We start from the raw sequence: 24,569 nt of genomic DNA on the forward strand, positions 1-24,569 counted from the left end.
TCGACTTCTCGTCGGGCAAGTCCGGCGACCTGATCTCCTTCCTGCAGGAGACCGAGCGGCTGTCGTTCGTCGAGGCGGTCGAGCGGCTGGCGGCCGAGGCGGGCGTGCCGCTGCCGGCCGTCGACCCGCGCGCCGCCGAGCAGGAAAAGGTCCGCCAGGGCCTTGCCGAATGGCTGGAGCTCGCCGCCCAATGGTTCGAGGGCGAGCTGCGCCGCCCCGCCGGCCGCGAGGCCCGCGCCTATCTGGAGAAGCGCGGCCTGCCGGAGGCGGAGTGGAAGCGTTTCCGCCTGGGCTTCTCGCCGTCCGGCCGCACGGCGCTGAAGGACTATCTGGTCGCCAAGGGCGCCAGGCCGGGGGAGCTGGTCGAAGCGGGCCTGCTGATCGCGCCGGAGGAGGGCGGGGCGCCCTACGACCGCTTCCGCGACCGGATCATCTTCCCGATCGGCGACCCGCGCGGGCGCATCGTCTCGTTCGGCGGCCGGGCGATGGATCCCCAGGCTCGCGCCAAGTACCTGAACGGGCCGGAGACATCCGTCTTCCACAAGGGCCACCAGCTCTACGGCCTGTCTGAAGCGCGCAAGATCATCGCCGCGGCCCCGCCGCCTGTGGCCGGCGAACCGCCGCCGCCCCTGGTGGTGGTCGAGGGCTACATGGACGTCATCGCCTGCCAGCGGGCGAACGTCCCGGCGGTGGCCGCCATGGGCACGGCGCTCGGCGAGGAACAGATGGAGATGCTGTGGCGCCACCACGCCGAGCCCACCCTCTGCTTCGACGGCGACCGGGCCGGCCGCCAGGCCGCCGCGCGCACCATGGACCGCGCGCTGCCGCTGCTGCGCGCTGGCCGCAGCTTCCAGTTCGCCATCGTCGAGGGCGGCAAGGACCCCGACGAGGTGCTGCGCGAACAGGGCGCGCCGGCGCTGAAGGCCCAGCTCGCCCGGACCACGCGCTTCGCCGAGGCGCTGTTCATCCGCGAGCGGGACGCCGAGCCGCTGGACACGCCGGAACGCAAGACCGCGCTCAAGACCCGCCTGCGCAAGCTCGCCGCCACCATCGCCGACCCCGACCTCGCCCAGGCCTACAAGGAAGACCTGCTGGGCCGCTTCGAGCAGCTCTGGCCGACCCGCGAGCCGGTCTACACGGTGGGCGCGGCGGCGCGGGAGATGTCGCGCGCCCGCTGGGACAAGCGCCGCGCCCAGGCGGTCGGCGCCACGCCGGAAGCCAAGGACGCCAGCCGCCGGCTGCGCCAATCGCCGGGGAACCTGGCCGCGGCCCTGGCGCTCGCGGCGGTCCGCGACCCCGGGGTGATCGACGACAAGATCGAACTGGTCGGCGCCCGCGGCTTCGGCGACGAGAAGCTCGACGCCCTGGCCCAGGAGCTGGTTCGCCTGCGCTACGAGACCGAGACGGTGGAGTTCGAGGTGGCCCAGCGTCACCTGCAGGCCCGCGGTTTCTCTCCCCAGATGATGAGCGACCTGGAACGCGACGCCGCCCGCGCCGGGGTCGCGGCGCCCTTCCTGGAGGAGACTGGCGAGCGCGCCCGCGACCTGTGGCGGCAGGCCTTCGACCTGCTCATGCAGCTGGAAAGCCTGGAGCGCGCCGTCGAAGCCGCCACCCGCGATCTCGACCGCGACCGCGACGCCTCGACCCTGGTCAGCCTGAAGACCGAGCGCGACCACCTGCGCAAGCTGGTCAAGAGCGACTGGTCCCACCCCGAAGCCGAGGCCCAACCGGTCCTGCCGCACTGAGGCTGCGGCGACCCGCCGCGGCCAAGCTGCGCCGCACACCCATGGTCTTAGGACTTTAGTCCGATAGGCCCGCCCCGCGCGGAGGCGTAAACTATCGCTGACACTGTAAATGATCCCGGGCGTAGCCGGGACGGGGCCTTTGCGCGAGGATCAACGGCGGGTTGGGGCTGTGACGTCAGGGATGACCTCCATCGGGAGCCGTGGGGCCGGGGCGTCGCCGTCGCTGATCGACGCGGTGCGCAGCCAACAGGTGCGCCTGCTCTACGCCCACGAAGCCACTTCGCTGATCTCGGTGCTGGTGCTGAGTATCATCCTGGCCGGGCTGCTGATCTGGCAGAAGACCTTGGACGTCCTGCCGGCGGCCATCTGGCTGTCGGCGGTGGCGTCCCACACGGTCGCGCGGCTGGTCCTGAGCTTCGCCTATCGCCGCGCGAAACCAGGCGTGGCCGACTGGAAGCCCTGGGCCAACTTCTATGTGGTCGGCGCGGCGATCGGTGGCCTGACCTGGGCGCTTGGCATGCCCTGGCTGCTCGCGCCGGGCCGCTTCGACCTGCAGATGCTGGTGATCGTGATGATGGTCGCCGGCACCTACGGCTTCGTGGGGTCCGCCGGACCCTACCTGCCGGCGTTCGCCACCTTCATCCTGCCGTCGGTCCCGATCATCATCCTGTTCCTCCTGCAGGGCGACGTGCTGCACGTCACCTGCGCGGTGATGTTCCTGCTCTGGCTGCCCAGCGTCGGCGTCCTGGGCTGGCGCTACAATCGGAACCTGGTTGAATCCCTGCACCTGCGCTTCGAGAACGCGGCGCTCGCCGATGACCTGCGCGCCCAGAAGCAGGTGGCCGAACAGACCAGCCTGGCCAAGTCCCGCTTCCTGGCCGCCGCCAGCCACGACCTGCGCCAGCCGGTGCACGCGCTGGGCATGTTCGTGGGCGCGCTTCGCAACCAGAAGCTTCCGACCCGCGCCGGGTTGCTGATCGACCACATCGACGCCTCGGTCGCGGCCATGGACGGGCTGTTCACCTCCCTGCTCGACATCTCCAAACTCGACGCCGGGGTGGTGGAAAAGCGCATCGAGCGCACGCCTCTGGAGCCGCTGATCGCCCGCATCTGCCGCGACCTGGCCGGCGCCGCCAGGGAGAAGGGGATCTGGATCGACCGGGTGCCGACGACCACGGCGGTGGTCAGCGACCCGATCCTCTTGGAGCGCATCCTGCGCAATCTGATCGGCAACGCGGTGAAGCACACCGAGACCGGGCGCATCCTGGTGGGCGCGCGCCGCCATCGCGACCGGGTGATCGTCGAGGTCTGGGACACCGGCCCCGGCATCCCGGAAGACCAGCGCGAGGCGATCTTCGAGGAGTTCTACCAGCTCGCCAATCCGGACCGCGACCGCGCCAAGGGCCTGGGCCTGGGCCTGGCCATCGTCAAGCGTCTGACCGGCATCCTGGGCCACGGGCTCGGCCTCGACAGCTGGCCGGGCCGGGGCTCGGTGTTCCGGGTCACGGCCGAGCGCGCCGAGCCGGAAACGGCGACGGCCGAGGTCCCGATCCGCGAGCGGGGGGATTCCGACCTCATCCTGGCTATCGACGACGAGGCGCAGATCCGCGTCGCCATGGCCGAACTGCTGACCAGCTGGGGCTATGAGGTGGTCACCGCCGCCGGCGGCCAGGAGGCGATCGACGCCCTGGCCGGCGGCCGGCCGAAGCTGATCATCTGCGACTATCGCCTGCGCGACGGCGAGAACGGCATCGACGTCGTGCGCCGGCTGCATGCGGTGCTGGGCGCCCAGACGCCGACGCTGCTGCTCACCGGCGAGACCGGCCCGCAGAACATCCGCGGCGCGCTCGCCAGCGGCTATCCCCTGCTGCACAAGCCGCTGGCCCACGGCCGCCTGCGCGCCGCCGTCACCGCGCTCCTGCGCCAGGGCGCGGCCCTGCCGTCGGCCTCGGCCGAGGTGGCGGCCATCGCGACCGGCGCGGCCGGCAAGGCCAAGAGCCTGCGGCGGGGCCGCAGCGCCGGCCAGGGCGTGGTGGCGGAATGACCGCGCTGGACGCCGCTCCCCAGCCGCCGTCGCTTGGCGACGCCGTGCGCGCCCAACAGGTGCGCCAGCTCTATGCCCACGGCTTCCCCATGCTGGCGACCCTGGCCGCCAGCGCCGCCCTGTGCGGGCTGTTCGTCGAACTGGGCGTGCTCAAGGTCTGGATCGCGTTGGTCTGGGTCGGAGCGATGGCCGGCCACATCAGCGCCCGGTTCGTCATGCGCGCCGCCTATCAGCGGTCCTCCACCAAGGACGCGCGCTGGCGGGCGTGGGCCGACCGCTTCACCGCGGGCGCCCTGGTGGCCGGGGTCACCCTGGGCGTCGGCGGGGTGGCGATCATGCCAGCCGGCCGCTTCGACCTGCAGATGCTGGTGATCCTGACCATCACCTCGGTGGTCTATGCGACCCAGGCCTCGTTCGGCTCCTGGTTCCCGGCCTTCTGCGTCTTCACCCTGGGCGCGCTGGTCCCCTGCGGCGTCTGGGGCGCCCTGCAGGGCGACGCGCCGCATTGGGTGTTCGCCGGGCTTTGCCTGATCTGGACGCCAGCGGTGATCGTGCTGGCCCGGCGCCACGAAGCCAGCATGGTGCGCACCCTCACCCTGCAGTTCGAGAACGCCGCGCTCGCCGAAGACCTGCGCGGCCAGAAGCTGGTGGCCGAACTGGCCAGCGTCGCCAAGTCCCGCTTCCTGGCTTCGGCCAGCCACGACCTGCGCCAGCCGGTGCACGCGCTGGGCATGCTGGTGGGCGCCCTGCGCACCCATCGGCTGCCGGACCGCTCGGTGGCGCTGATCGACCATATCGACACCTCCGTCGGCGCGCTGGACAGCCTGTTCACCTCCCTGCTGGACATCTCGCGCCTGGACGCCGGCGTGGTGGAGAGCCGCGAGGTCACCGTGCCGCTGGACCCGCTGATCGCCCGCATCTGCCGCGAGCTGGAAGGGCCGACGCAGGACAAGGGCCTTCGTCTCGTCCAGGTGCGCTCCGGCCTGGCGGCGGCCAGCGACCCGGTCCACCTGGAGCGCATCCTGCGCAACCTGATCGGCAACGCCGTGCGCTATACCCAGACCGGCCGGGTGCTGGTGGGCTGCCGCCGCCGCGACCTATCCGTCGTCATCGAGGTCTGGGACACCGGGCCGGGCATCGCGCCGGACCAGCGCGAGGCGGTGTTCGAGGAGTTCTACCAGCTCGCCAACCCCGACCGCGACCGCGCCAAGGGCCTCGGCCTCGGTCTGGCCATCGTGCGCCGGCTGACCGCCATCCTGGGCCACGCGCTCAGCCTGGATAGCTGGCCGGGCCGGGGCTCGGTGTTCCGGGTCGCCGCCGACCGGCGTGAGGCGGGCGAGGCCGAAGCCGCGCCGCCGCCGGCCGCGCCCGCCGCGACGGCGGGCGGCCTGATCCTGGCCGTCGACGACGAGGCGCAGATCCGCGTCGGCATGGCCGAACTGCTGAGGAGCTGGGGCCACGAGGTGGTCGTGGCGGGCGGCGCCGAGGAGGCCTGCGCGATCATGGCCGGCCGGCCGCCGCCGGACCTGGTGATCTGCGACTATCGCCTGCGCGACGGCGAGAGCGGGGTCGACGCCATCCGCCGCCTGCACGCCGCCTTCGGCCGCCCGACGCCGGCGCTGCTGATCACCGGCGACACCGCCGCGGAGAACATCCGCGAGGCCCTGGCGAGCGGCTATCCCTTGCTGCACAAGCCCCTGTCGCACGGGCGGCTGCGCGCGGCGGTCACCAGTCTTCTGCGTCCGGCGCCGGCGTCGAAGCCGAAGACGGGACCGATCGAGGCCTGATCCCCGCAGCCTGGGCGGCGCTGACCGCCTGGGTGCGGCTGGCCACGCCCAGGGTGCGGAAGATGGCGCTGATGTGCGCCTTCACCGTCTTCTCCGACAGGCCGAACAGGGTCCCGATGTCGCGGTTGGAACCGCCGCCGGCGATGGCCGCCAGGATCTCGATCTGCCGGGGCGTGAGCAGCTTGGCGCGCCTGGCGGGACCCTGAGCCGGAGAGCTCTCGTCCAGCACCAGCGGCGGCACATAGATCGAGCCCGACAGCACCAGGCGCACCGCCGAGATCACGGTCTCCGGGCTCGCCGACTTCGGCACATAGCCCAGCGCGCCCATGTCCATGGCCCGGCGCACGTCCAGCGGGTCCTCCGAGGCCGAGACGATGATGATCGGGGTGGTGGGCGCGACGCCGGACAACGCGGTGACCGCGCCCAGCCCGTCGCTGTCCGGCAGCCGCAGGTCGAGCAGCACCGTGTCGGTGTCCGGGTTCGCCGCCAGCACCGAAAGCGCCTCGGCCTGGCTGCCGGCGTGCAGCACTTCGCGCGCCACGCCGCTGTCGACCAGCAGGGCCGCCAGCCCCTGACGCATCACCGCGTGGTCGTCGACGATCAGCATCTTCATGGCTTGAGCATGCCCCGACTTTCTGGACGTTGCACTAACGCTTCCAGCGGCCGGCGTCCGAACGGATCTCGGCGGGCCGCGTCCGGTGAGGAAGCCTCAGGCGGCCGGTTCGCGCCGGGGCAGCATGCGGCGCCACTCGTGGAAGGCGATCTGCACAGGTGAGGCGGTATCGGCGTCGAAGCCCTCCAGGCCGAAGCTGTGCAGGATGGCTGGGCCTTCGGACGCATAGCTGCCGAACAGGCGGTCCCAGATGACCAGGACGCCGCCATAGTTCCGGTTGACGTGATGGGCCGCCAGCGAATGGTGCACCCGGTGGTTGGAAGGCGTGACGAACAGCCATTCCAGCGGGCCCAGCCTGGGGGTCCATTCGTTGTGGGCGGCCAGTTGGACGAGGAACAGCAGGGTGAAATAGGGCGCCGCCTGGAGCGGGGTGAAGCCTAGGAAGCCCAGGCCGATCCAGGTCAGCCACGAGCCTGACAGGACATCGGTCCAGCCCTGGCGGACCGAGGACAGCATGTTGATGCGCTTGGCGGTGTGATGCGGGAAGTGGCTGGCCCAGAGCCAGGGCGCGTGATGGCTCAGCCGGTGCCAGGCGTAGTACATGGCGTCGGCCAGCAGGATCGCCAGCACCGGGGCCCAGGGGCCGGCGCCGAGGTCCAGCAGGCGATGGCCATAGGCGAAGTTGATGGCCGCCATGGCGAGCAGGCCGTCGGCCACGCTACCGACCGCCCAGCCGGCCGCGAGGCCCAGGCTGCGTTCGGTGTCACGCCATTCGTACAGCCGTCGCCGGAAGCGCCAGTCGACCAGCGCCTCCAGACAGACGGCGGCAAGCAGGAGACCCCACGTCAACATGGTCTCCGCCTTAAGGTCGTCTAGGGTTCGGGATCAATCCTTGTCGCGGCGACGCAGGCGCATGGCGACATAGCCGCCGCCCGCGGCGACCAGCACGACCAGGCCGGAGACGCCAGCGCCAAGCAGCGGCGCAGGACCGGCGACCGAAGGGGCGCCGGCGAGGGCGGCGGAAGCGCAGGCCAGGCCAGCGGCCCCAGCCGTCAGCGCCAGGACATATTTCGCTTTCATTGGACAGTCCTCCCATTGAGTTAACCGTGCTTTCTGGCACGGAGCCCCGGCCGGAACAACGCAGTTCGCGCCCAGCGAGAATCGGCGCCCGCCGGGCGGCGGTCGGACAGGCGGGGCGGTTGGCCAGATTTCGCGGAACTCATGTAGGGTCTGACGATGGCTGCCACCGGCGCTCTCGAACCGCCTTCCGCATCGCCCGGCGTCCTGGGCCTGACGCGGCCGGGCCTGTTCGCGGCGACCATCGTGCTGCTGCTGGCCAACGCCACCGCCGCCAGGGCGATCGAGGCGGTCGGCCTGTCGGGCGGCCTCGGGGCGCTGATCCGCGGCCTGGGGATGAGCTGGGCGTTCTGGCTGGCCTTTGCGGTGAGCGTCCGCCTCGCCCTGCGCGAAGCGCCGACCCCGGCCAGGTCCCGGGACCTTGCGGTCTGCGCCGCCTGCGCCCTGGCCGCGCTGGTCCCGCTCAGCCCGCTGGCGGCGCTCGCCTGCACGGGCCTGGCGGCGGCAATTCTGCTGGACCCGACCCAGGGCCGGTTCCTCAAGGCGGCGGCCTGGATCGTGCTCGCCGCCAGCGTCCAGCTGGTCTGGACGCGGATCCTGATGCTGGTCTTCGTCCAGCCGATCGCCAACATCGACGCCCACCTGGTGAGCTTCATCATCGACCGGCCGGTGCGCGGCAACGGCGTCCTGTTCGTCGACCGCACCCACACCCTGTCGGTCCAGGGCGGCTGCACGTCGGTGCAGAACGCCTCGACGGGGCTGATGCTCTATGTCGCGGTGCTCCGCGGCTTCCGGCCGGTTCCGCGGCCGTCCGAGGCCCTCGTCCTCGTCGGCGTGTTCTTCTCCATCGTCGCCCTCAACATCGTGCGGCTGGCGCTGATGGCGCAGAACATCGCGATGTTCCACTTCGTGCACGACGGGGCCGGCGCGGAGCTGTTCAACGCCATCATCACGCTCACGGGCCTGACCTGGGCGGTCGCGAGCGCGCGCCATGAGATCTTCGACTAGCCTCGTCCTGGCCGCCGTGGCGCTTCTGGGCGCGAGCCTGGGGCTGAAGATCGCCCTGGCCGCGCCGCCCGGGCGCGACGTCCAGGCGCCGGTTTCCCGCGGCGAGGCGCTGCGCCGCTTCCTGGTGGCCCACGCCGGTCCGGTCGAGCCGGTGAGCGACGGCTGGCGCTTCAGCCGCGAAGGATGCCGGCTGGCGGCCTTCCCGTCCGGTCGCCGCGGGTCGCTCGACATGGCTGCGTTCGGCTACGCCCACCGCCGCGGCCGGGTGGCCTACGTCTATCACGGCAGGATCACCGAGCGGCGGCCGGCCGTGGCGCTGGCGCTCGACGTCATCGCCTATCGGATCGCCGAGCCGTTCAAGGGCGGGGTTGAGCCCGGCTATGTGGTGTTGGTCGCCGCCGACTGCCCGCATCTCCCCGACCTGCCGTGGCGCGACCTGGACTGAGTCTCAGGGCCCCTCGCGCGGCCGGCGGCGGCAAAAACGAGCGAAACGGCTGCGACAAAATATCCATTCAGAATCAGTCATTTAATCATCCGTACTCTTCCGGATGAACGTCATCGCGCCACCGTGTCCGCGCCCTGGCTTGACACAAGCCGCCTTCGACGCCATCTGGCCCCTTGCGGATTTAGCGCGCTGTTGACAGGCATCGATCGGGCCGCCGCGTTTATCGGGCGCGCCCCTCGTCAGAGATCAAGATGCCTCCCTCGATGCGCGGTGATCCCAGTGGTCGCGCCTCTCCGCTGGCTGTCTTGCCGGCGGCGCCGGACGACGCCACAGCGGCCGTGAGGGGAAACCTCCGCGGTCGATGACCTGTGGCGAGCCTCGTTCAGCGCCTGGAAACGAAGCGCGGCGCACTGCAGGGCGTTAGCAGAACGAACGATTCGGTCGGTTGGACGGTCCCCTGGGCCGCGCTCAGCCGTTATCCGACCGGCGAAAACCATTTTCGGCCCGTGCCTTGCGCGAATCTTGCAAGGGGCGCGGCGCCGATTTCGGAGACCTCGATGAGCACCACCACCGCCGAAGCCGAAACGCCGGAAACCACCAGCGGCGACGGTCCGCTGCTCGATCTGACGGACGCCGCGGTCAAGAAGTTCATCAAGCAGGCCAAGGCCCGCGGCTACGTCACCATGGACGAGCTGAACAAGGTCCTGCCGTCGGAGGAAGTCACCTCCGAGGCCATCGAAGACACGCTGGCGATGCTGAGCGAGATGGGCGTCAACGTCGTCGAGGCCGAAGAGGACGCCGAGGCCGGCGGCGAGGTCGTCGTTCGCGAGGAAAGCGCGGTCGTCGAGACCGCCAAGGAAGCCGCCTACGACCGCACCGACGACCCGGTGCGCATGTACCTGCGCGAAATGGGCTCGGTGGAGCTCCTCAGCCGCGAGGGCGAGATCGCCATCGCCAAGCGCATCGAGGCCGGCCGCGACACCATGATCCGCGGCCTGTGCGAAAGCGCGCTGACCTTCGAAGCCATCATGGTCTGGCGTGAGGAACTGGGCAGCGGCCGCATCCTGCTGCGCGAGGTGATCGACCTCGAGCAGACCTACGGCGGCCAGAACGCCGGCGCCGAGAGCCTGCCGGTCGAGGCGGTGGCCGAGGCCGAGGAAGAGAAGGAAGAGGCCGAGGCCGTCGAGGGCCAGCCCGAAGGCGAGAGCGACGACGACTTCGACGACGGCGCCGGCCCCACGATCAGCGCCATGGAGGCCGAGCTGCGCGAAGGCGTCATGGCCACCCTCGACGCCATCGCCGTCGAATTCGAGGCCTTCCGCCTGCTGCAGGAGAAGCTGGTCGCCCAGCGCCTGAAGGGCGCCGACCTGTCGGACAAGGACCGCGAGGCCTACGCCGGCGCCACCGGCGCCATCGTCCAGCACCTGAAGACGCTCAAGCTCAACAACAACCGCATCGAAGCGCTGGTCGAGCAGCTCTATGCGATCAACAAGCGCCTGATGGGCCTGGAAGGGCGCCTGCTGCGCCTGGCCGACAGCTACGGCATCAGCCGCGGCGAGTTCCTCAAGGCCTACTTCGGCTCCGAGCTGCGCCCCGACTGGACCGACCAGGTGAAGGCGCTGGGCGTGCGCTGGACCAAGTTCGCCGAGAACGACAACGGCCAGATCGGCGACATCCGCTCCGAGATCGCCGCGCTCGCGCAAGAGACCGGCGTGCCGATCGACGACTATCGCCGCATCGTCCAGACCGTGCAGAAGGGCGAGCGCGAGGCCCGTCAGGCCAAGAAGGAGATGGTCGAGGCGAACCTGCGCCTGGTGATCTCCATCGCCAAGAAATACACCAACCGCGGCCTGCAGTTCCTGGACCTGATCCAGGAAGGCAACATCGGCCTGATGAAGGCGGTCGATAAGTTCGAATATCGCCGCGGCTACAAGTTCTCGACCTACGCCACCTGGTGGATCCGCCAGGCGATCACGCGCTCGATCGCCGACCAGGCCAGAACCATCCGCATCCCGGTGCACATGATCGAGACGATCAACAAGATCGTCCGCACCAGCCGCCAGATGCTGCACGAGATCGGCCGCGAGCCGACGCCGGAAGAACTGGCCGAAAAGCTGGCCATGCCGCTGGAGAAGGTCCGCAAGGTCCTGAAGATCGCCAAGGAGCCGATCAGCCTCGAGACCCCCATCGGCGACGAGGAAGACAGCCATCTGGGCGACTTCATCGAGGACAAGAACGCGGTCCTGCCGATCGACGCGGCCATCCAGTCGAACCTGCGCGAAACGACGACGCGCGTCCTGGCGTCGCTGACGCCGCGTGAAGAACGCGTGCTGCGCATGCGCTTCGGCATCGGCATGAACACCGACCACACCCTCGAGGAAGTCGGCCAGCAGTTCAGCGTGACCCGCGAACGTATCCGCCAGATCGAGGCCAAGGCGCTGCGCAAGCTCAAGCACCCCAGCCGCTCGCGCAAGCTGCGCAGCTTCCTGGACAGTTGACGGCTGTCGCCGTCGGACGGAGCATCGGCGCATGGCCGACGGCGAACTGACCCTGAAGCTCGACGATGAGACGGCGGAACGGCTCAGGGCCGCGGCCGACCATGCCGGTGTCTCGGTCGAAGCCTACGTGCTGGAAATCATTGCGGACGACCTCGACCACGAGGGCGTCGGACTCTCTCGGGTTCGCCTTCTCGAGTATGACCAAACCGGCGAATACCTCACGGTCGAAGAGGCGATGGCGCATTTCGATCGCAAACTGCAGGCTCACACGGCGAAGCGGGGTTGAGGCGGGCGGTCCGCCTATCGCCCGCCGCGCGTGGCGACCTCGAACGCCTCATCGAATTCCTGGCCGAGCGGGATGAAAACGCCCCTGCCAGAGCGCGGTCCACTTTGGAGCAGGCGCTGCTGTCACTCAGTGAGTTATCCGAGCGCGGCTACGAGGTCGATCCGGTGGCGGGGATTCGCGAATTGAAGGTGAAGTTCGGACGATACGGCTACGCGATCCAATATCGAGTCGATCCTGACGCCGTCTTCGTCGCGCACATATTCCACGTTCTCGAGACGCGTTAGGCGCTCACTTCCAGGCGTAGTTGAAGCTGATCGAGATGCGGTCGGCCTTGGCCGGGTTGGCGGGGACCTCGTGCCGCAGCCAGCTCTCCCACATGTAGACCGCGCCCGGCTGCGGCCGCAGATAGACGAAGGGCCGGGTTTCCTCCGGCGCATCGGCGGCGCGGGGCGGGGCGGCCATCATCAACGACAGGCGCGGGTCCTCCAGCCTGAGCGCGCTCGCGCCCTTGGGGACGGTGACGTAGGCCGTGCCGGAGATCACGCTGTGGGGGTGGATGTGCCCGGAATGGGCCGCGCCGGGCTTCAGGATATTGACCCAGAAGCTGTCGAGCGCCAGGCGGCCGCCCTTCAGGTCGAAGGCGAGCTCTTTGGCGAAGGCCTTGGCGTGGCGGTCGAGGATCGTCTTCAGCTCGCCGAACACGCTGGCCCGCCTGGGCAGGTCGTCCAGCGAGGCATAGGAGGTGTACCCCCCATAGCCATTGGCCTTGCACCAGGCGCGCCCGGCCGCGTCCTCCTGCGCCAGCATGCGGCAAGCGGCTTCCAATTCGGCTCTGAAATTTTCGAAACTCTGGTGCGTGGTAAGCGACACGTCGAAAACCGGAGTCGCGAACAGATGGCGGACCGTCATGGTCTGCGGCTAATCGGACCCATTAGGATTGTCAAAGCTTGGACGTCTGGCGCTTCGCCCAAACGTCCGTTAGAAATTTGAGAAATATGACTCCGTCGGCTCGGGGACGGGGAATTGGGGAGCGAACTAATGATCAGGACGATGATGGCGCTGGCGTTGGCTGGTGCGTTGGTTGGCGGCCAGGCCATGGCCCAGGCGGCTCCGGCGAAAGCCAAGCCGGCGGCGGCCAAGGCGGGGGCGAGGGCCGGGGCCTATCGCGCGCCGCGCGGGCCGGACGGCAAGCATCCCGACCTGAACGGCGTCTGGCAGGTGATGAACACCGCCAACTGGAACATCGAGCCCCACGCGTCTTCGGCGGCGTTGCAGATGCGCCCGGGCCCGGTGGTGCCGGTGCCGGCCAAGGAAGTCCTGGCGCTGGGCGCGGTGGGCTCCGTCCCCGCGGGCCTCGGCGTGGTGGAAGGCGGCACGATCCCCTACAAGCCCGACGCGCTGAAGAAGCGCGACGAGAACAAGGCCGACTGGATCCATCGCGATCCGGAGATCAAGTGCTACCTGCCGGGCGTGCCGCGCGCCAACTACATGTCGCTGCCGTTCCAGATCTTCCAGTCTGAGAGCGCCATGCTGTTCGCCTACGAATACGCCGGCGCGGTGCGCAACATCATGTTCAAGGATCCCGGCCCCGCGCCGATCGACAGCTGGATGGGCCAATCGGTCGCCAAATGGGAGGGCGACACCCTGGTGGTCACGGTCACCGGCATGGTCGACTCGACCTGGTTCGACCGCGCCGGCAACTGGCACACCGCCGACATGAAGGTCGTCGAGCGCTATACGCCGACCGGCCCGGGCGTGATGCGCTACGAAGCGGAGATCACCGATCCGGAGGTCTTCACCCGCCCGTGGAAGATGAGCATGAACCTTTATAAACACGTCGCGCCCGACGATCGCCTGCAACAGTTCAAGTGCGTCGAATTCGTCGAAGAATTGATGTACGGTCATCTGCGGAAGAACCCGCTGCCGTAGTCGAGCCCCGCCCCGTCGCCCCTGTGACGCCGCAAAGCGGGCGCAGGGATGGCGGATTAGAGATCAGGACCCTCCGTTGGAGACGCCGAAGATGAAGAAGTACATTGTTCCTGCAGTGATTTCCGTGGGCCTGCTGGCCGCCGCCTCGATCGGCGTGACCCAAGCGGTCGCCCACCACGCGTTCGCCGCCGAATTTGACGGCAAGGCGCCGGTGCTGCTCCGCGGCAAGGTGACCAAGGTCGAGTGGGTGAACCCGCACGCCTGGGTGCACCTGATCAACACCAACCCGGACTACGCCCAGGTCGAGTGGATGGTGGAAGGCGGCACGCCCAACACCCTGCTGCGCGCCGGCATCGACCGGAACTCGCTGAAGGCGGGGACTGAGATCGTGGTCCGCGGCTACCAGTCGAAGGACAAGGCCTGCACCCCGATCTGCAAGGCCAACGGCCGCGACGTGACCTTCCCGGACGGCCGCAAGCTGTTCATGGGCTCGTCCGGCACGGGCGCGCCCCGCGACGGCGCCGACAAGAGCGAGATGCCGTAGTCGGCGACAAGGCAAGACGAGAAGAGGGGCGGCTTCGCCCCTCTTTTTTTGTCCGCGCGGGCTGGAACAGGCCCCCGAGGGGTTACCGGACCCTGCGCCCCGGAGGACGGCGCGCCGGTCCGATGGCTTATTCGCTATGAAAAGGCTTAGAATTCTGGCCTGTAACGGATGCGTAACGGCGCTGGAACCGTACGCTGCTTGATTGCCGGCGAACGGCGGTGTGATTGCGCCGAAGAGGAATGGGCGTCCGCCGACATTGAAGGGCGCGGGGGAGTTTGGGGAACGGGATGACCGGAGAGCAGGAGCGGCGCCGATGATCGCCGCCTTCTTGAACTGGCTGCAGCACGGCCTGGGCAAGGGTCACGAGGACACCGCCCAGTCCTGGAGCGAGGCCCTGCTGGGGTCGCTGAACTTCTGGAACCTGCTGGAAGGCACGCACCTGATCTCGCTGATGCTGTTCGCGGGCACCATCCTGGTGGTGGACCTGCGGCTGCTGGGCGTGACCTTCCGCAAGACCAAGGTGTCGGTGATCAGCGACGCCATTCTGCCGCTCACCGTCTTCAGCTTCATTTTCGTGATGGCGACCGGCTTCGGACTGCTCTTCTCCAAGCCGATCTTCTACTACCACACCATCTGGTTCCGAGTGAAAATGGTGTTCCTGGCGCTGGCCCTGCTCAACATCATGGTCTTCCACGGCCGGGTGCAGGCGACCCAAGGGTCCTGGGACGCCGACGAGACGCCGCCCACGACGGCGCGGATGTCGGCCGCTGCGTCGCTGATCCTGTGGACCCTCGTGATCCTCACCGGCCGCTTCATCCCCTACAACTGGTACCAATGCGGCAAGCCGCAGCCCGACGCGATCAACTGGCTCGAGGAGTGCAAGACCTCCGACGATGGTGAAGTGAATATGGCCGGGCAACACGTCAAGACGACGGTCGCGGGGGCGCAACAATGAGCGGGGGCCTGACCTTTCAACACCTCTTCCCCCAGGCCTCGCACTGGGTGGACGGCCTGGCGACCTCGCCGGTCGCGGTCTTCGTCAACGGCCCGAAGTTCGGCTACGCTTCCTGGGAAGTCGGCCACATCCTGTCGCTGATCCTGATCGGCGGCACGGCGATCCTGATGAACCTGCGCTTGCTGGGCGCCGGCGTGACCGAAGAGAAGCCCGAGGTGATCTACCGAAACCTCAGGCTCTGGCAGAACGTCGGCGTGATCGGGATCGTGGTCACCGGCCTGCTGATCGGCTCGGCCAACGGGGCGAAGCTCTACAACTCAAGCGCCTTCCTGGTGAAGATGATGTGCCTGGTGGCCGGCGTAACCCTCACCTACGGCGTGAGCCGTCCGGTGGCGGCGGCCAACGGGGCCGTCGCGCTCCTGCCCAGGATATGGTTCGCGATCGGGGGGGTGATCTTCCTGGCCGGGCTGTGGATCTTCACGACGTCGGACCTGATCGACGTGGGCGTCTATCACGTGATCACGGCGGCCGCGCTGATCCTGGTCGCGGTGACGCGTGGCAAGGTGCGCTGGGGCTATCTCATCGGTTTGACCGCGCTGATCGTGGCCCAGTTCGTCCACACCCACTTCATTCTCAAGCCGGACGACTACGACCATCTGAACCCGGTCAACAAGGTCTACACTTGGCTCTACGGCGTCTGGGTCGTGGGGACCGCGCTGATCACCCTGTTCCGGGGACGCCGCGACGCGGGCGGGCCGCTGGCCAGGCTGATGGCCTATGCGGGGATCCTGGTGTGGGTGCTGGGCGCTGCGGCCGGACGCTGGATCGCCTACCAGTAGCGCCCGGGCCGCTGCGTCTTACGGCGCGACGGCCTGCAGGTTCAGCAGCGACTGCCACATGGAGTCGGCGACCTTGATCACGTCGACGTTGGCTTTGAACGACTGCTGGGCCTCGACCATGTTCACCGCCTCGGCGGCGTAGTCCACATCGCCCAGGGCGTCGCCGCCGGCCGACGCGATGCGGCTGGCCGAGCTGGTCAGCTGCGCCGTCGCCGTCATCATGCCGTAGCGGGCGGTGGAAATCGGGTCCATGACGCGAGCCTGCGCCGCCGGATGTTAAGGGATCGGAAGGTTTCTTGGTGAACCGCCGTTAGCCCTGGCGCGATTAACCAGCGCCGCACCGGTTGACGTTGTGGGAAGATCGGCGGCGGAATAGCGAAACTGGGGACAGAACGGAGTCTGTCATGAAGCTTTCAATCCTCCTCGCCGCCGGCGCCGTGAGCCTTGCGGCGGCGCTCGCAGCGCAAGCGGCCGATGCGCCGAAGACCCAGACGATCTGCCTCGCAAGCGGCGGTCAGCAGCGTCCGGCGACCTGCCACGGCTACGGCGGTGGCAGCCGGCTGGCGGCGCAGGACGAAGTCTGCACCTGCCCCGGCGCGGCTCAGATGGTGAAGGCGCCGACCTGTGCGGCCGGCGAAACCCCACCCTCCGAGAGTGCGGCCTACGAACAGGCTCGCCTGAAGGCCATCAGCCACGGCAGCCTCGAGGGCGCGACCTGGCAGGGCAAGTCGATGTGCGTGAACCCGACGACGCGGAACTAGGCGGCTAGCGGCCGAGCGCGCCGTACACCAGGTTCAGGAAAGTCATCAGGGCGAGCCGGCCGCCCATGCGCGGGCTGGCCGCGATCTGGGCCGCGGCGTCCGGGCCCAGCGGCATGGAGTTCTGGATCAGGTAGATCGCGACCATGTCCTCGGCCGGGTCGGCCCGCCACCAGGTCCCGAAGGCGCCCGGCCAGCTGAACGATCCCTTGGAGCTCGGCCCGGCCCAGGCCTGGGCTTGGGGATCGAGGATCATCGAGAGGCCCAGACCGAAGCCCTGGCCCATCCAGAAGGGCAGCCCCATGAACGGGATCTGCCGCTGGGCCTCGGTGAGCCGGTTTTCCAGCATCATCTCGACCGTCTGCGGTTTCAGCAGGCGCACCCCGTCGACCTCGCCCTTGCCCAGCAGCATGCGCGCGAAGGTCAGGTAGTCGTCGGCGGTGGAGATCAGCCCGCCGCCGCCCGGCTCCAGCGCCAGCGGGGCGTCGGTGAGCGGGTAGGAGACGTCCTGCAGCGCGCCGCTTTCCGGATCCTGCCGGTAGAGCTTGGCCATCCGGCCGCGCTTGTCCGGCGGACACCAGAAGGCGGTGTCGGTCATGCCCAGGGGCCCGAAGATGCGGTCCTGCAGCACCTGGCCCAGCGGCTTGCCCTCGATGCGCGCCACCAGGTAGCCCAGCACCTCGGTCGCATGACTGTAGTGGAACCGTTCGCCCGGCGGATAGGAGAGCGGCAGCGAGCCGATCCGCTTCAGCCAATCGTCCGGCGTCATCACGCCGCCCAGCGGCGGTCCCAGGGTGTCCTCGTAGAGCTGGGCGATCGGGCCGGTCGAGGTGAAGGCGTAGGCCAGGCCCGAACGATGGGTCATCAGGTCTTCGACCGTGATGTCGCGCGGCGCGGGATAGGTCTGGTCGGTGGGACCCTCGGCGTCCTTCAGCACCCGCATGTCCGAGAACTCGGGCAGCCACTTGGTGATCGGATCGTTGAGCCGGAGCTTGCCTTCCTCCATCAGCATCAGGGCCGCGACCGAGGTCACCGGCTTGGTCATCGAGGCGATGCGGAACAGGGTGTCGCGCGTCATCGGCAAGCCGGCTTCGATGTCGCGGCGGCCGATGGCGTGGGCGCGGACGATCTCGCCCTTGCGCCAGATCAGGGTCACGAAGCCGGACAGGTCGCCGGCGTCGACCACCGCCTGCAAGGCCGACGGAATCTCAGCCAGGCCTGCCGCCAGGACGTCCGAGTTCACCTGATCGCCGTCCATCCGTCCGCTCCTGCCCAACCGCGCCGCTGATCGGCGTTCAGGTGGGCCATTGCGCAGGGCGGCGGGCGGCCCGTCAAGCGCCGCCGCGGCCGGAGAGGGCGGGACAGCTATTGGCGGGTCGGCGCCTCGTAGGTGGCCACCAACTCACCACTGGCCAGCGTGCGGGCCTTCAGCGCGTTCAGCAGGTCATGCAGCGGCGTCTCCGGCCCCATGTCGATCGCCTCGTCCAGGGCGAAGACCTGGAAGTAGTAGTGGTGCAGGCCGTGCCCAGCCGGCGGGAGCGGGCCGAAATAGCCGAAGCCGTGCTGGCCGTTGCGGCCCTGCACCGCGCCGTGCGGCGTGGCGAGCCCGGGCGTATTGGCGACGCCTTCCGGCAGGCCGCGCGCCGGGCCGGGGATGTTCCAGATCATCCAGTGGACGAAGGGCGCTTCCTGCGGCGCGTCGGGGTCTTCCACCACCACCGCCCAGGCCTTGGCGTCGGGCACGGCGGTCCAGCGCAGGGGCGGGGAGATGTTGTCGTGATAGGCCGCGTGACGATCCTCCAGCCGCCCGTCCGGAAGCTGGGCGGTGGTGGAGACGACGACCCCGGTGGACAGGATCGGGTCCACTTTCTGGATGGTGATGGCCTGGCCCGAATGATCGGGGTGTGGCGTTTCAGTCATGGGGCGTCCTCCGCTGAAAGGCGTCTGCTGAAGGGGTTCGCCCGTACAACCAGCCGGGACGGGGATGGTTGCGGCCGGGCCGCCGCCGATCTAGCGAAAGACGCCAGCCTGGGACGGGATACAGGGGACCGATGAGCGAGCTTGCCAAGACCACGCGCCGCCTCAGCCTGACCGCGATCGCGGCCTCGCTCACCGCCGCCTGCTCGCCGCTGAGCCTGTTCGCGACCCTGGCCCCGAAGGACCCGGCCCTGCGCAGCGCCCGCGGGCTGGCCTACGGCGCCGGGCCGCGCCAGAGCCTCGACGTCTATGCGCCGCGCCGCCGGCCCGGCCAGGCCGCCCTGCCGGTGGCGATCTTCTTCTATGGCGGCTCCTGGGACACCGGCCGGCGGCAGGACTACAACTGGGTGGGCCAGGCCCTGGCGGCGCGCGGATTCCTGACGCTGGTCCCCGACTACGGCCTCTATCCCCAGACCCGCTACCCCGACTTCCTGACGGACGGGGCGCTGGCGGTGCGCTGGGCCGAGCGGCATGCGGCCGAATATGGGGCCGACCCGGCGCGCATCGTGCTCGTCGGCCATTCGGCCGGCGCCTACAACGCCGCCATGATCGCGCTCGACCGGCGCTACCTCATCGCAGCCGACGCCGACCCCTCGCACATCAAGGCGCTGGCCGGCCTTTCCGGACCCTACGACTTCCTGCCGCTCACCGATCCGATCGCCATGCGCACCTTCGGTGAGGCGAAGGACTTGGCGGGCACCCAGCCCACGGCCTATGTGACCGCCCAGGCGCCGCCCGCCTTCCTGGCCACCGGCGACAAGGACACCACGGTCTATCCCAAGAACACCATCAAGCTGGCCGCCAGGTACCGCGCCGCCGGCGTGGAGGTGGAGGAGCGCCACTACCCGGAGCTGGACCATGTGGGGATGGTGCTGGCGCTGTCGCGCGCCCTGCGCGGCCGCGCCCCGGTGCTGCGCGAGATGACCGACTTCCTGCACGCTCACGCCGGCTGAGCGCGACCGCGCCGGCCCGCGTTGAACCCGGCGGGCGTCCCGGGTATTCCGACAGCATGACCGTACGTCTCCCGGCCCAGGGCCTGACCGCATGGGCCTCGCTCGCCGCAATCGCGCTCGGCCTTTCCGCCTGTTCGCCGGACGCGCCCAAGGGCGTGGACAAGGACACGTTGGACGCGGCGGTCTCGCGCGCCATCGGCGACCCGGCCACCTGCCTGCTGATCGCCGAGCAGGCCAGCGGCAAGCTGGTCTATCGCTACAACACCCACATCGCCTGCGACCGCGAACTGCCGGCCTGCACCGCCGCCGGCGCGAAGGGCCCGGCGACCCAGACGCCCGACGACCTGCTGAAGGCCGCCCTGAAGGATGGCCAGACACGCACGCTGTCCTGCAGCTCGACCCAGGACGCCTCGCGCGGCGTGGGCTGGGCCGCGGGCCCGATCCCCGGCAAGGGCCTGGTCTATGCGGCGATGATGGAGGGCGACCGCGCCTTTCCCGGCCGGATGATGGCCGACCGCCTGGCCCGCGCCTTCAAGGACGCCGGCCTCTAGCCGCCAACCCGCTGCTTTGAACGCCTGTGCGCCGCATGCTACCGCGGGACCGCATCGCTGCTGGGGCCTGTAGCTCAATGGTTAGAGCCGGCCGCTCATAACGGTCTGGTTGCAGGTTCGAGTCCTGCCGGGCCCACCAGCGAGGCTTCCCGCGCCGCCACCTGCGCCGTCATGCCGCCTTGCCCCTCTTTCGCCCGATCTTGCCGCCGGCTCCGAAGCAAGACATAGATATTACTGACCGGCCGGTAAGTTGAAATCCGAGCCGGCTGTCGGACGGATGGGCGAGGGTCAGCGTCGTGGCGTCAGAACGACTCCTCAGGCAGGTCGAAGTCAGGCCGATAGGCCCGGCGCCCAGCGGCGATCGAGGAAATGACGCCGACTCCACGACCCTCGGGCCTTGCGCCAGCGGCCGCGGCCTTGAGGCGCGCATGAACTGGGAAAGCCCGATCCGCGCCCTGGGCCGCGGCCTGGCGGTGATCGAGGCGCTGAACCAGAATCACGTCACCACGCTGGCGGCCCTGCATGCCGATACCGGCCTGCCCAAGCCCTCGCTGGTCCGCCTGCTGGAGACCCTGATCGACGCCGGCTATGTGGTGCGCGTCTCGCGCAGCGAGGGCTATGCGCTCACCGAAGCGGTGCTGCGCCTGGCCTCCGGGGTGCGCCACCGTGACGCCGTGGTCGACGTCGCCCGGCCGCTGATGGAGGCCTTTACGCGGCGGCACAAATGGCAGGTGTCGCTGGCGACCGGCGAGACGGACCATATGCTGGTGCGCTTCTCGACGCGCCACATCAGCCCCTTCTCGCGCGAGCGCAATTTTCTGAACCGCCGCGTGCCCATGCTGCAGAGCGCGGTGGGGCGCGCCTATTTCGCCTACTGCCCGGACGCGCATCGCGAGGCGATACTCCGGGTCCGCCTGGCCGCCGCCGACGTCCTGCCGGTGGAGCGCAATCCCCAGACCTTGGCCCTCCTGGTGTCGCAGGTGCGCGCCGACGGCTTCGCCACCACCGAGCGACCGCGGTCCGACTCCACCCGCAGCTTTGCGGTGCCGGTGATGGACTGCGTGGCCGGGGACGACGGCCCGGTGGGGGCCCTGGCCTTCTTCTACTACCGCTCCGCCATGACCTGCGAACAGGCGACGCAACGCTATCTGCCGGCGGTCCGCGAGCTGGCTGGCGAGATCAGCGAGGGTTTGGCTCGGGTTTGGCCGGCCGGGAGACCGCCGGGAGGCGGTTCCGAAGGCGGCGTTTCACGGGGTGGAATTGGCGGAGAATCCCCTGCCGTCCCGGAGGGCGCTCACTAGGGTCGCGATCCTTGAAACGGCCGCCGGCTCAGCCCGCCACGGCCCTGGAACGACGGCATGACGGATCGAGCCCAGGCTGTTCGCAAACTGCTCGCCCGGTGGGGCGGACCGGCGGGCCTGCTGCTGGCCGCCGCGGCGATCGGCGGCGTCTCCGGGCGGCTGTCGGCCGCGCCGTCCGCGGCCGCGGGCGCGCCCAGCGCCAGTCACGCTCGCAACGCCGACCTGGTGCTGATCCCGGCGGGCGAGGTGCAGATTGGCGACGACGCCGCGCCGCCGGACGAACGGCCGGCCTTCCGTTACCGCTCGCCCGCCTTCCTGATGGACCGCACCCCGGTCACCGTCGCCCAATTCCGCGCCTTCGTCGCCGAGACCCGCTATGTCACCGACGCCGAGCGGTTCGGCTCGGCGGGCGTGCTCAACAAGGCCGATGGCGGTTGGACCGCCCTGAAGGGCGCCACCTGGCGGCGGCCGACGGGACCGACCGGGCCCGCCGCCCTGGAAAATCATCCGGTCACCCAGGTGAGCTGGCGCGACGCCGAGGCCTTCTGCCGCGCCTATGGCGCGCGCCTGCCGACCGAAGAGGAATGGGAGCGCGCCGCGCGCCTCGGCCAGACCGCTGACGGCCATGTGTTCAAGGCGGGCGATCCGATCCGCAAGGGCGACCATTTCCAGGCCAATGTCTGGCAGGGCCTGTTCCCGTTCGAGGACACTGGGGCGGACGGCTACACCTCGACCTCGCCGGTCGGGGCCTTCGGCGCCGCGCCATCGGGCCTCACCGACATGGCCGGCAATGTCTGGGAATGGACCGCCTCCTGGTACGTGCCCTATGGCGCGCCCGACAGGGAGCCGGCGGGCGGCGGCGAGCGCGTGCAGCGCGGCGGCTCGTTCCTCTGCGACCCCAGCTTCTGCGACGGCTTCCGGGTCACCGCGCGCGGCCATTCCACCCCTGACACCTCGCTCATGCACGTGGGCTTCCGCTGCGTGGCGGACCTGAAGGACGTCTCGCCGCGCGCCGGCCGACGGACCCTCCCACGCGCCGACAAGATTTGAAGGAGACGCCGATGCGACGCTCAAAGCTTTGGTTCACGGGCCTTTTCGCAGGCGTCCTGGCGACGGCCGGGGTCTGCCTGGCCGGCCTGGCGCTGCCGCAGGCCCGCGCCTTCGCCCAGCCGGCGAAGCGGCCGCCCAATATCATCATGATCCTGGCCGACGACCTCGGCTATGCCGACATTTCGGCCTACAAGATCGACCGTTTCCACACGCCCAACATCGACCGGATCGGCATGCAGGGCGTGCGCTTCACCGACGGCTACGCGTCGGCCCCGGTGTGCGGCCCCTCGCGCGCCGGCCTGCAGACCGGCCGCTATCAGGAGCGGTTCGGCTTCGAGTACAACAACGGCCCGGCCGCCCGTGACCTGAAGGACGGCTACGGCGTCGACACCAACGAGATCACGCTCGCCCAGCTGCTCAAGAAGCAGGGCTACCACACAGGCCTGGTCGGCAAGTGGCACCTGGGCATGCAGGACAAGTTCTATCCGACCAACCGCGGCTACGACGAGTTCGTGGGCTTCCTGCCCGGCCAGACCAGCTACATGGACCCCGACGCCCTGGGGCTGCACAAGATCCTGCCGGGCGGCGACGGCAACGCCGACGCTCCGGCCGGCCAGAAGGCCGAGGCCGTCTTCCGCCGCAACCAGCTCGCCCAGATCTATGAGGGGCCGGAGAAGAAGGTGGTCCACAACGAGGACCAGTACCTCACCGACTATTTCGCCGCCCGCGACGTCGACTACATCAAGCGCGCCTCGGCCAGCGGCAAGCCCTACTTCCTCTACGCGGCGTTCAACGCCGTGCATGAGCCCTTCATGGTCACTCAGAAGTACTACGACCGCTTCCCGCAGATCAAAAACGAGCAGCAGCGGATCTACGCCGCCATGGTCGCGTCCCTGGACGACGCGGTGGGCCAGATCCTCGACGCGGTGCAGGCGTCCGGCCAGGCCGACAACACCATCGTCGTCTTCGCCTCGGACAACGGCTGCGCGGCCTATGTGCCGGGCCTGTGCAGCTGCGAGCCGCTGCGCGGCGGCAAGCTCAGCCACTACGAGGGCGGCACGCGGGTGCCGTTCATGATGCGCTGGCCGGGCCATATCCAGCCGGGCCTGGTCTACCGCAACGTGGTCTCGCTGATGGACGTGCTGCCGACCTCGGTGGCGGTGGCCGGCGGCAAGCTGCCCACCGACCGGGTCTACGACGGCGTCGACATCATGCCCTTCATCACCGGGCGCAGGACGGGTGAGCCGCACGACATGCTGGTCTGGCGCAGGCGACCCCTGGTCTCGATCCGCAAGGGCGACTGGAAGCTGTGGGAATCGGTCGACGACAAGACCGGCGTCTACGGCGAGTACAAGCTGCTGTTCAACCTGAAGACCGACCTGAACGAGAGCACCAATCTCGCCGACAAGCACCCGGAGAAGGTCAAGGAGCTGGAGGGCCTGATCCACCAGTGGGCCAAGGACATGACCGACCCGAAATGGCCCTCGCGGCCGGCGGTGAAGTACAACGTCTGCGGCACGCCGTTCGTGGTGCCGATCTGACCGGCGGGCGGCCGACCTTGCGTCAAGCGGAGGAGCTATCCATCCTGCCCCGTCAAACGACCGTTCGGGAATCGTGATCGGAACTGGGGGCGGGATGGCGAGGTCGGCGGAGCAGGGGCCGCGCGCGCAACGCGGGGCGGCGCGGATGGTCCAGATCCGGGTCGAGGCCTCGCGCCTGTTCGTCGAGAAGGGCTACGACGGCACGTCCATGCAGGACATCGCCGACGCCGTGGGCCTCACCAAGGCCGGGCTCTACCACTTCGTGGACAGCAAGGAGGAATTGCTCTTCCTGATCGTCGACGCCGGCGTTGGGCGCATGGAGCGCGAGGTGCTGGAGCCGGCCCGGGCGGTGAAGGATCCGCGGGAGCGGCTGGCCACCCTGATCCGCCTGCATGTGGAAAACATCAGCCGCGTGGAATCCGACGTGGGCAATCCGGTCACTTCGGTGGTCGAGAACCTGGTGGGGCTGAGCGACCAGAAACGGGCCGAGGTCAATGCGCGGTTGCGCCAGGTCTTCGAGCTGACCCGCGGCGCCTTGGACGAGTTGAAGGCGCAGGGCCGCCTGACCGAGGGGGTGGACACCACGGTCGCCGCCTTCTCGATCACCGGCATGGTCATGTGGACCAACCGCTGGCGCCGGCCGGGCGGGCGGCTGTCGTCCGCCGACG

Annotated in this window: 26 protein-coding genes and 1 tRNA gene; 20 read left to right on the forward strand and 7 right to left on the reverse strand. The window is 69.4% G+C overall.

Features of this window, described 5'->3' with window-relative positions; all coding sequences use genetic code 11:
* From dnaG to VGL85_RS18000, 3 genes are all read left to right on the forward strand, one after another.
* A partial coding sequence (gene dnaG, locus VGL85_RS17990) for a DNA primase (protein WP_331590376.1) occupies positions 1-1,745 on the forward strand: 1,745 nt, incomplete at its 5' end.
* Positions 1,746-1,926: 181 nt separating this feature from the next.
* Positions 1,927-3,789 (forward strand): hybrid sensor histidine kinase/response regulator, encoded by a 1,863-nt coding sequence (locus VGL85_RS17995; RefSeq protein ID WP_331590377.1) that lies wholly within the window; start codon positions 1,927-1,929, stop codon positions 3,787-3,789.
* Positions 3,786-5,576 (forward strand): hybrid sensor histidine kinase/response regulator, encoded by a 1,791-nt coding sequence (locus VGL85_RS18000; protein WP_331590378.1) that lies wholly within the window; start codon positions 3,786-3,788, stop codon positions 5,574-5,576. Before VGL85_RS17995 ends, VGL85_RS18000 begins: the two co-directional genes overlap by 4 nt.
* Here VGL85_RS18000 and VGL85_RS18005 read toward each other — a convergent pair.
* The 3 genes from VGL85_RS18005 to VGL85_RS18015 form a co-directional block, all read right to left on the reverse strand.
* Positions 5,515-6,189 (reverse strand): response regulator transcription factor, encoded by a 675-nt coding sequence (locus tag VGL85_RS18005; RefSeq protein WP_331590379.1) that lies wholly within the window; start codon positions 6,187-6,189, stop codon positions 5,515-5,517. The genes VGL85_RS18000 and VGL85_RS18005 overlap by 62 nt on opposite strands.
* Before the next feature lie 96 nt (positions 6,190-6,285).
* On the reverse strand, positions 6,286-7,038 hold the full coding sequence (locus VGL85_RS18010) for a sterol desaturase family protein (protein WP_331590380.1): 753 nt from the start codon (positions 7,036-7,038) through the stop codon (positions 6,286-6,288).
* A 36-nt stretch (positions 7,039-7,074) separates the two neighbouring features.
* Positions 7,075-7,269: a hypothetical protein gene (locus VGL85_RS18015; protein ID WP_331590381.1), complete on the reverse strand. Its 195-nt coding sequence runs from the start codon at positions 7,267-7,269 to the stop codon at positions 7,075-7,077.
* 156 nt (positions 7,270-7,425) lie between these two features.
* Between VGL85_RS18015 and VGL85_RS18020 the strand changes: the two genes are divergently transcribed.
* From VGL85_RS18020 to VGL85_RS18040, 5 genes are all read left to right on the forward strand, one after another.
* Complete coding sequence (locus VGL85_RS18020) at positions 7,426-8,274, forward strand: hypothetical protein (protein WP_331590382.1); 849 nt, start codon at positions 7,426-7,428, stop codon at positions 8,272-8,274.
* Positions 8,258-8,719, forward strand: a complete 462-nt coding sequence (locus VGL85_RS18025) for a hypothetical protein (protein ID WP_331590383.1) — start codon at positions 8,258-8,260, stop codon at positions 8,717-8,719. Before VGL85_RS18020 ends, VGL85_RS18025 begins: the two co-directional genes overlap by 17 nt.
* A 557-nt stretch (positions 8,720-9,276) precedes the next feature.
* Positions 9,277-11,217, forward strand: coding sequence for an RNA polymerase sigma factor RpoD (gene rpoD / locus VGL85_RS18030; protein ID WP_331590385.1), 1,941 nt, complete (start codon positions 9,277-9,279; stop codon positions 11,215-11,217).
* A gap of 31 nt (positions 11,218-11,248) precedes the next feature.
* Entirely contained in the window at positions 11,249-11,503 is a 255-nt protein-coding gene (locus tag VGL85_RS18035; protein WP_331590386.1) for a FitA-like ribbon-helix-helix domain-containing protein, read from the forward strand.
* The gene (locus tag VGL85_RS18040; RefSeq protein WP_331590387.1) at positions 11,500-11,787 is read left to right on the forward strand and encodes a type II toxin-antitoxin system RelE/ParE family toxin; all 288 of its coding nucleotides are present in this window, start codon (positions 11,500-11,502) and stop codon (positions 11,785-11,787) included. The genes VGL85_RS18035 and VGL85_RS18040 overlap by 4 nt, the downstream gene beginning before the upstream one ends.
* Before the next feature lie 4 nt (positions 11,788-11,791).
* On the opposite strand, the gene VGL85_RS18045 is transcribed toward VGL85_RS18040, so the two are convergent.
* The gene (locus VGL85_RS18045; RefSeq protein ID WP_331590388.1) at positions 11,792-12,412 is read right to left on the reverse strand and encodes a TIGR02466 family protein; all 621 of its coding nucleotides are present in this window, start codon (positions 12,410-12,412) and stop codon (positions 11,792-11,794) included.
* Positions 12,413-12,541: 129 nt separating this feature from the next.
* On the opposite strand from VGL85_RS18045, the gene VGL85_RS18050 reads away from it, so the two are divergent.
* The 4 genes from VGL85_RS18050 (at position 12,542) to VGL85_RS18065 (ending at position 15,770) form a co-directional block, all read left to right on the forward strand.
* Entirely contained in the window at positions 12,542-13,432 is an 891-nt protein-coding gene (locus VGL85_RS18050) for a hypothetical protein (protein ID WP_331590389.1), read from the forward strand.
* A 91-nt stretch (positions 13,433-13,523) separates the two neighbouring features.
* The gene (locus VGL85_RS18055; RefSeq protein ID WP_331590390.1) at positions 13,524-13,976 is read left to right on the forward strand and encodes a DUF6152 family protein; all 453 of its coding nucleotides are present in this window, start codon (positions 13,524-13,526) and stop codon (positions 13,974-13,976) included.
* A gap of 313 nt (positions 13,977-14,289) precedes the next feature.
* Entirely contained in the window at positions 14,290-14,931 is a 642-nt protein-coding gene (locus VGL85_RS18060; protein WP_331590391.1) for a DUF6644 family protein, read from the forward strand.
* Positions 14,928-15,770 (forward strand): DUF6644 family protein, encoded by an 843-nt coding sequence (locus VGL85_RS18065; RefSeq protein ID WP_331590392.1) that lies wholly within the window; start codon positions 14,928-14,930, stop codon positions 15,768-15,770. Before VGL85_RS18060 ends, VGL85_RS18065 begins: the two co-directional genes overlap by 4 nt.
* Positions 15,771-15,788: 18 nt before the next feature.
* Here VGL85_RS18065 and VGL85_RS18070 read toward each other — a convergent pair whose 3' ends face one another.
* Positions 15,789-16,022 carry a flagellar basal body rod C-terminal domain-containing protein gene (locus tag VGL85_RS18070; protein ID WP_331590393.1) on the reverse strand — a complete coding sequence of 78 codons (234 nt, stop codon included), beginning with the start codon at positions 16,020-16,022 and terminating at the stop codon, positions 15,789-15,791.
* 152 nt (positions 16,023-16,174) lie between these two features.
* Between VGL85_RS18070 and VGL85_RS18075 the strand changes: the two genes are divergently transcribed.
* Positions 16,175-16,531 carry a hypothetical protein gene (locus tag VGL85_RS18075; protein WP_331590394.1) on the forward strand — a complete coding sequence of 119 codons (357 nt, stop codon included), beginning with the start codon at positions 16,175-16,177 and terminating at the stop codon, positions 16,529-16,531.
* A 4-nt stretch (positions 16,532-16,535) separates the two neighbouring features.
* Here VGL85_RS18075 and VGL85_RS18080 read toward each other — a convergent pair whose 3' ends face one another.
* A complete protein-coding gene (locus VGL85_RS18080; protein ID WP_331590395.1) occupies positions 16,536-17,786 on the reverse strand; it encodes a serine hydrolase domain-containing protein in 1,251 nt (416 codons plus the stop codon).
* Positions 17,787-17,893: 107 nt separating this feature from the next.
* The gene (locus VGL85_RS18085; protein ID WP_331590396.1) at positions 17,894-18,448 is read right to left on the reverse strand and encodes a YbhB/YbcL family Raf kinase inhibitor-like protein; all 555 of its coding nucleotides are present in this window, start codon (positions 18,446-18,448) and stop codon (positions 17,894-17,896) included.
* A 131-nt stretch (positions 18,449-18,579) separates the two neighbouring features.
* On the opposite strand from VGL85_RS18085, the gene VGL85_RS18090 reads away from it, so the two are divergent.
* From VGL85_RS18090 to VGL85_RS18120, 7 genes are all read left to right on the forward strand, one after another.
* A complete protein-coding gene (locus VGL85_RS18090; RefSeq protein ID WP_331590397.1) occupies positions 18,580-19,458 on the forward strand; it encodes an alpha/beta hydrolase in 879 nt (292 codons plus the stop codon).
* Between the two features lie 56 nt (positions 19,459-19,514).
* Positions 19,515-20,009, forward strand: coding sequence for a hypothetical protein (locus tag VGL85_RS18095; protein ID WP_331590398.1), 495 nt, complete (start codon positions 19,515-19,517; stop codon positions 20,007-20,009).
* A gap of 63 nt (positions 20,010-20,072) precedes the next feature.
* A tRNA-Ile gene (locus VGL85_RS18100) sits at positions 20,073-20,148 on the forward strand.
* A 289-nt stretch (positions 20,149-20,437) separates the two neighbouring features.
* Complete coding sequence (locus tag VGL85_RS18105) at positions 20,438-21,310, forward strand: helix-turn-helix domain-containing protein (RefSeq protein WP_331590399.1); 873 nt, start codon at positions 20,438-20,440, stop codon at positions 21,308-21,310.
* Positions 21,311-21,367: 57 nt separating this feature from the next.
* Positions 21,368-22,360 (forward strand): formylglycine-generating enzyme family protein, encoded by a 993-nt coding sequence (locus VGL85_RS18110; protein WP_331590400.1) that lies wholly within the window; start codon positions 21,368-21,370, stop codon positions 22,358-22,360.
* A gap of 11 nt (positions 22,361-22,371) precedes the next feature.
* On the forward strand, positions 22,372-23,901 hold the full coding sequence (locus tag VGL85_RS18115; RefSeq protein WP_331590401.1) for a sulfatase-like hydrolase/transferase: 1,530 nt from the start codon (positions 22,372-22,374) through the stop codon (positions 23,899-23,901).
* A gap of 94 nt (positions 23,902-23,995) precedes the next feature.
* Positions 23,996-24,569: TetR/AcrR family transcriptional regulator (locus VGL85_RS18120; protein ID WP_331590402.1), on the forward strand; the 574-nt coding region annotated here is incomplete at its 3' end.

It is taken from the genome of Phenylobacterium sp. (assembly GCF_036501465.1).
In the GTDB taxonomy this organism is placed as follows: Bacteria; Pseudomonadota; Alphaproteobacteria; order Caulobacterales; family Caulobacteraceae; genus Phenylobacterium.

What these genes read in the sequence shown, in the direction of transcription:
- VGL85_RS17995 (WP_331590377.1), top strand. Translation starts at nt 1,927, where the DNA reads ATGACCTCCATCGGGAGCCGTGGGGCCGGGGCGTCGCCGTCGCTGATC.
- VGL85_RS18000 (WP_331590378.1), top strand. Translation starts at nt 3,786, where the DNA reads ATGACCGCGCTGGACGCCGCTCCCCAGCCGCCGTCGCTTGGCGACGCC.
- VGL85_RS18005 (WP_331590379.1), bottom strand. Translation starts at nt 6,189, where the DNA reads ATGAAGATGCTGATCGTCGACGACCACGCGGTGATGCGTCAGGGGCTG.
- VGL85_RS18015 (WP_331590381.1), bottom strand. Translation starts at nt 7,269, where the DNA reads ATGAAAGCGAAATATGTCCTGGCGCTGACGGCTGGGGCCGCTGGCCTG.
- VGL85_RS18020 (WP_331590382.1), top strand. Translation starts at nt 7,426, where the DNA reads ATGGCTGCCACCGGCGCTCTCGAACCGCCTTCCGCATCGCCCGGCGTC.
- VGL85_RS18025 (WP_331590383.1), top strand. Translation starts at nt 8,258, where the DNA reads ATGAGATCTTCGACTAGCCTCGTCCTGGCCGCCGTGGCGCTTCTGGGC.
- rpoD (WP_331590385.1), top strand. Translation starts at nt 9,277, where the DNA reads ATGAGCACCACCACCGCCGAAGCCGAAACGCCGGAAACCACCAGCGGC.
- VGL85_RS18035 (WP_331590386.1), top strand. Translation starts at nt 11,249, where the DNA reads ATGGCCGACGGCGAACTGACCCTGAAGCTCGACGATGAGACGGCGGAA.
- VGL85_RS18045 (WP_331590388.1), bottom strand. Translation starts at nt 12,412, where the DNA reads ATGACGGTCCGCCATCTGTTCGCGACTCCGGTTTTCGACGTGTCGCTT.
- VGL85_RS18050 (WP_331590389.1), top strand. Translation starts at nt 12,542, where the DNA reads ATGATCAGGACGATGATGGCGCTGGCGTTGGCTGGTGCGTTGGTTGGC.
- VGL85_RS18055 (WP_331590390.1), top strand. Translation starts at nt 13,524, where the DNA reads ATGAAGAAGTACATTGTTCCTGCAGTGATTTCCGTGGGCCTGCTGGCC.
- VGL85_RS18060 (WP_331590391.1), top strand. Translation starts at nt 14,290, where the DNA reads ATGATCGCCGCCTTCTTGAACTGGCTGCAGCACGGCCTGGGCAAGGGT.
- VGL85_RS18065 (WP_331590392.1), top strand. Translation starts at nt 14,928, where the DNA reads ATGAGCGGGGGCCTGACCTTTCAACACCTCTTCCCCCAGGCCTCGCAC.
- VGL85_RS18070 (WP_331590393.1), bottom strand. Translation starts at nt 16,022, where the DNA reads ATGGACCCGATTTCCACCGCCCGCTACGGCATGATGACGGCGACGGCG.
- VGL85_RS18075 (WP_331590394.1), top strand. Translation starts at nt 16,175, where the DNA reads ATGAAGCTTTCAATCCTCCTCGCCGCCGGCGCCGTGAGCCTTGCGGCG.
- VGL85_RS18080 (WP_331590395.1), bottom strand. Translation starts at nt 17,786, where the DNA reads ATGGACGGCGATCAGGTGAACTCGGACGTCCTGGCGGCAGGCCTGGCT.
- VGL85_RS18085 (WP_331590396.1), bottom strand. Translation starts at nt 18,448, where the DNA reads ATGACTGAAACGCCACACCCCGATCATTCGGGCCAGGCCATCACCATC.
- VGL85_RS18090 (WP_331590397.1), top strand. Translation starts at nt 18,580, where the DNA reads ATGAGCGAGCTTGCCAAGACCACGCGCCGCCTCAGCCTGACCGCGATC.
- VGL85_RS18095 (WP_331590398.1), top strand. Translation starts at nt 19,515, where the DNA reads ATGACCGTACGTCTCCCGGCCCAGGGCCTGACCGCATGGGCCTCGCTC.
- VGL85_RS18105 (WP_331590399.1), top strand. Translation starts at nt 20,438, where the DNA reads ATGAACTGGGAAAGCCCGATCCGCGCCCTGGGCCGCGGCCTGGCGGTG.
- VGL85_RS18110 (WP_331590400.1), top strand. Translation starts at nt 21,368, where the DNA reads ATGACGGATCGAGCCCAGGCTGTTCGCAAACTGCTCGCCCGGTGGGGC.
- VGL85_RS18115 (WP_331590401.1), top strand. Translation starts at nt 22,372, where the DNA reads ATGCGACGCTCAAAGCTTTGGTTCACGGGCCTTTTCGCAGGCGTCCTG.